The sequence below is a fragment of the uncultured Campylobacter sp. genome, from assembly GCF_938031315.1.
GTDB lineage: Bacteria > Campylobacterota > Campylobacteria > Campylobacterales > Campylobacteraceae > Campylobacter_B.
In genome coordinates this window covers 1-5,181 of record NZ_CALHHT010000401.1, presented here as the reverse complement: position 1 = coordinate 5,181, position 5,181 = coordinate 1, and the positions used below count along the sequence as shown (strand labels likewise).

At 47.3% G+C, this 5,181-nt stretch carries 4 protein-coding genes; all 4 read left to right on the top strand.

Translation table 11 applies throughout. The features are described from left to right. Positions 1 to 398: MlaA family lipoprotein (locus Q0236_RS10070; protein ID WP_297917375.1), on the top strand; the 398-nt coding region annotated here is incomplete at its 5' end. Positions 399 to 400: 2 nt separating this feature from the next. After that, complete coding sequence (locus tag Q0236_RS10065; protein WP_297917374.1) at positions 401 to 985, top strand: ABC transporter substrate-binding protein; 585 nt, start codon at positions 401 to 403, stop codon at positions 983 to 985. Positions 986 to 1,008: 23 nt separating this feature from the next. Then, complete coding sequence (locus tag Q0236_RS10060) at positions 1,009 to 3,795, top strand: MMPL family transporter (RefSeq protein ID WP_297917372.1); 2,787 nt, start codon at positions 1,009 to 1,011, stop codon at positions 3,793 to 3,795. A 274-nt stretch (positions 3,796 to 4,069) separates the two neighbouring features. Next, positions 4,070 to 4,846 (top strand): hypothetical protein, encoded by a 777-nt coding sequence (locus Q0236_RS10055; protein ID WP_297917370.1) that lies wholly within the window; start codon positions 4,070 to 4,072, stop codon positions 4,844 to 4,846. The last annotated feature ends 335 nt before the right edge of the window (positions 4,847 to 5,181 follow it).

Sequence of the window (5,181 nt, the reverse complement as noted above, 5' to 3'; positions counted from 1 at the left end):
CTTGGGACGAGACGAAGCGATTTTTGATCAATTCGACCGTCGGCTTCGGCGGACTTAATGATATGGCGGGCAAATACTACGGAATTCCGCGCCACGACGAGGATTTCGGGCAGACGCTCGGATATTGGGGCGTGCCAGCAGGTCCGCACATCGTCTGGCCGATCTTAGGGCAGAGCAATCTACGCGATACTTTCGGAATGGTGGGAGATTATTTCACAAATCCGATAAGCTATATCGAAGACGGCACGGTACGAAACTCTGTCAACGGATTTAGACTATTCAACGATTACTCGCGCGATCCGGAATTTTATGAAAAAATGACCAAAGATGCGGTGGATCTATATCCGTTTTTACGCGATGCTTACGAGCAAAATCGCGAGAAACTAATAAAGGAATAACAATGAAAATTTTAAAAGTTCTAGCGCTTTGCGGAGCGCTTTTGATCTCGGCGCACGCCATTAACGATGCGGATATCGAGCCCGTGATGAGCCAAAAGGTCGCCGAGGCCGTAGGCATTATGCGAAGCAGCGCGCCCAAAGACGCAAAGCCCGCGAAAATCTTTGCGCTTTTCGACGGCTATTTTGATTATAAGATGATGGCGAAGCTCTCCCTTGCGAAGCATTACGCTAGCCTTAGCCCGGTGCAGATCGCGGAATTTAATAAGGCCTTTGAAGCGCATCTAAAGCGCTCGTTTATCGAAAAACTTTCGCTTTACACCGATCAGGATATGAAGGTGCTAAGCAAACAAAGCCCTAGCGATAAGCGCCGCGTACTAAAAACGCAGGTCATCGGCGAGCAGAAAAACTACGACATAGATTTTAAATTTTATCCTAACGGCTCCGATTGGCGTATCTACGACGTCGATATCGTGGGCGTTAGCCTAATCCAAACCTATCGCTCGCAGCTAGGCGACGTAACGCAAAATTTGAGCTTTGACGAGCTCATAAAGCGGCTAAATTCCACCGTCATCAATAGCGGCGAATAGCGGCACGCCTAAAAGAGCGGTATTTGAAAAAAATTTTTCGCCTAATCGTCGCGTTTCCGAAAATCACGCTTGCGCTGTTTACGGCGCTGGCGCTGTTTTTCGGCTACTACTCCACAAAGCTCGAGATCGACGCTTCGACCCAGACGCTACTGCTTGATAACGACGAGGATCTTCAAATTTGGCGCGAAGTATCCAAGCGCTACGAAACGCCGAATTTCTTAGTCGTCGCCTATACTCCCGCGGGCGATCTTTTAGCGCCCGAGACGATCCGCAAAATAGAGCAGATGGACGCAGCTTTTTCCAAGCTTGATTTCGTCGCTAGCGTCACGGACATCACGAACGTGCCGCTTTTGCTAAACAAAAGCGAGGGTATGAGCGAGCTGCTTAAGCACATACCCACTCTTACCGACGCGGACGTAAATTTAACCGCGGCTAGGCGCGAGCTTTCTATAAGCCCCTTTTATGCGTCAAATTTAGTAAGCGCCGATCTTCGCACTACCGCAATTTTAATAAATTTAAAGCCGCAGAGCCGCTACGAGGAGCTTTTGCGCCTAAGAGACGGAGCCAAAAGCGCTCTAAAGCAAGCGGAGCATGAGGGCAACCGCTCCAAGGTCCAAATTTCACAGCTTAAAGATGCGCTTAAAGCTTCGGAGCAAAATTTCAAATCCTACCGCGACGAACTACGCGAAAAGGATCACCGCGACATTGTGGCTTTGCGCGCGTTGATCGCGGGTTTTGAGAAGGAATTTGCGGGCGACCAATTATTTTTGGGCGGACTAAATATGATCGCCGACGATATGGTAGGCTACGTCCGCTCGGATCTAACGACCTACGGACTCGGCGCCTTGGTGCTTCTGTTAGCGTGCTTTTGGCTCTTTTTTAGACAGGCGAAATTTATCCTGCTGCCGCTTATCATCTGCGCGTATTCGGTCGTGCTCGCAGCCGGATTATTCGGCTTTTTGAGCTTTGAGGTCACAGTGATTAGCTCAAATTTCATAGCGCTTCAGCTCATCATAACGGTTTCGGTCTGTATCCACCTAATCGTCGCCTACCGCGAGTTTAGCGCGCGCTTTCACGCCTTTTCGCAGCGCCAGCTCGTTTATGCAGTGCTGCGCGAGCGCGCAAGACCCTGCTTTTTCGCGATCTTTACGACCGTCATCGGCTTTATGTCGCTAATTTTTTGCGATATAAAACCCGTAATTTCTCTGGGAATTATGATGAGCGTAGGCATCAGTATCTCGCTAGTTACGGCATTTGGAGTATTCGGCGCGGTTATGTCGCTTCTAAGGCGCACGCACAATAACCGCAGCTTCGAGCAGCACTTTAAATTTACGCTTTGGTGCGCCGAAACGGCGCTACGTAGCAGAGGCGCGGTCTACGGCGTGTGCGCTGCGGCGGTGATCTTTGGGCTATACGGTATCTCGCAGCTGCGCGTCGAAAACAGCTTCATCGGCTACTTCAAAAAAAGCACCGACATCCGCGCGGGTATGGAGGTTATCGATACAAATCTGGGCGGAACGATCCCGCTTGATATCGTCGTTAAATTTAAAAGTGTGAGCAGCGCAGATCCCGCCGCTAGCGAGAGTAAAAATTCCGCGAGCGGTAGCGCAAATTTTAATAGCGGCGAAAATTCCAATCCTGCTGGGCGAAATTTTGCGGCAAATTCTACTCGGCAAAATTCTATCGCGCAAAATTCCGCTACTCAGAATTCTACCGCCACGGCGCAAAATTTAAATGATCAAAATTTTTCCGAGCAAGGCTCCGCTGCGGCAGCACAGCCAAGCGGCGCCGTAAATTTAGATCAAACCCATGCCGCAAATTTAGAGCAAAATTCCACCGCGAGCGACGATTTTGGCGATTTCGAAGCGGAATACGCCGCCAACGAAAACAAGCCGCAGTATTGGTTCACCTCCGAAAAGATGCGTATCATCGGCAAGATAGACAATTTTTTGAAGGATAAAAACGTCACGGGGCACGAGTTTATCGGCAATATAAGCTCGCTTGCATCGCTTTTAAAGCTCGGCAAGCAGATCAATCAGGGGCGCGATCTGGACGATCTAAGCCTTGCTTTGATCTACTCTGAAATGCCGGAAAACTACCGCGAGATGGTGCTTTCACCTTTTGTAAATATCGAAGCGAACGAGGCGCACTTTAGCGTCCGCACGATAGACAGCGATCCGCGCTTACGCAGAGCAAAATTCCTAAAAGATCTGCAAAGCGGGCTAAATTCTTTGCTCGAAGGCGAGCAGGCAAGCGCGCAGATCAGCGGCATAATGGTGCTTTATAACAATATGCTTCAAAGCCTGATGAGCTCGCAGATAGGCACTTTGGGTATCACGGTGCTCGTGCTTTTCGTGCTTTTCGTGATCATCTTTCGCTCGCTGTCATACGCGCTCATCGCGATCGTCGTAAATTTAATCCCGCTTTGCGCCTGCTTCGGCATTATGGGGGTTGCAGGCATTCCACTAGATATCATGAGCATCACGATAGCGGCGATTAGCATCGGTATCGGCGTGGACGACGTCATCCACTACATCTACCGCTACAAGCGGGAGTTTGCGCGTAGCGGCGACGAGGCTGCAGCGATCCGCGCGAGCCACGCAAGTATCGGATACGCGATGTATTATACATCGTTTGCGATCATTTTGGGATTCAGCGTGATGATGATGAGTAATTTCTGGCCTACGATCTACTTCGGCCTGCTGATATGTTTGGTGATGAGCCTGCTGCTTTTGGGCGCGCTCATAATCCTACCTTCGCTAATAATGAGCCGAAAGGGATTAAAATTTAGCCTCTTTAAAGCTAAATAAATTTTATCTCGCTATAATTCCCGCATTTGGAGAGGATGGCGACCTGGTGGCGTCTGCGGACTTCAAATCCGATAGGAGGGCGGTTGACCGTTTTCCGGGGGGTTCGATTCCCTCCCTCTCTCGCCGAATTCTTTTAAAATTCCATCTTTAAATTTTATCTTTCACGCTTTTAGCCACGTACTTCGCGAATTTATCTCAATTTTCAGCTCTAAATTTATCCGTTATTAAACAGAATGGATAGCATTGCTCGTTAACTTTTCTTCAAGGAGCGAGTATGAAATACGCATTAGGCGCTGCACTTGCGGCGTTGATTTTTGCAGGATGCGGCGATAACGATGTGGAGCTTGTGAAAAACTACACCCTGCCCGATTTTAAATCTATGAGTATCGGCGCGGCGATCGAGGGCTCGAAAATCTGCAAAAGTGTCACCTGGAGCAAAGAGGAAAACGGCGGATTAAAGACGGTTAAGATGGTCTGCGACGTGGATATGGAGAAAGTAAAGGTCGATGTAGATGCCTTTAACAAAAAATATAAAGAGGCTACGCTAAACACGTCTTTAAGAGGTGCCGTGCTTTTCTATAAAGATAAATCTGATGATAAACAACAGCGTTTACTTAAATTGGCAAATGAACATTGCAAAATAAATGAGACGAAATTTCAAGAGGAGCTCAAAGACAGAGGCAAAATAGATTACTCATTTCAAAAAAAGCCGGTTGATTGCGACGATAAATTAAAAGATGAAATACTAAAGGATGGTGAACCAAAAACTTCTGCGATTTATATGAGTGATATTATTGATTCATTAGAAGACGTCGCTTATTATTCGCAGCTAACGCCTAGCCAAATAAGGCTACAGCTTGGAAAGGCAGCAGAGCTGCCGCCACAGGCTGCGATCGAATTAAATTTTATCGTGAATGCCGATAAAAGCATAAGTTTGTCGGATAAATTTATGGTGACCGAAGATGTTGCCGATGATATTATTAAAACAAGTTCGTTCACTGGTAAAAGGGTGGCAGAAGACGCCTTAGTAATTTTCTACGAAAGAAAGTAAGCACCTCATCTCGCGGCTAAATTTTGATAAAATTTAAAATTTAGCCGCCTTTTTATATCAAAATTTCATTCAAGATTTTACGTGGATTTTAAATTTAAAGCACGATGCCTTCTCGTCGTCAAGGCTAAATTTAAATTTAGCCTTATTGCGGTGCGCGGGCTGAATTTACGCTGCGCAGAATTTTAAATTTTATTCAGCATACTGCGCGGTGCGGATAAGTGAGCGAGCCGAGCTTGCGGTTTTAGATAAAATTTCTACCTTATACGAACTCTTGCGAGATACGAAAGCGCGGTTAAAATTCCTGCAAGCAGCGTAAGAACAGGCTTTAGCCGCGA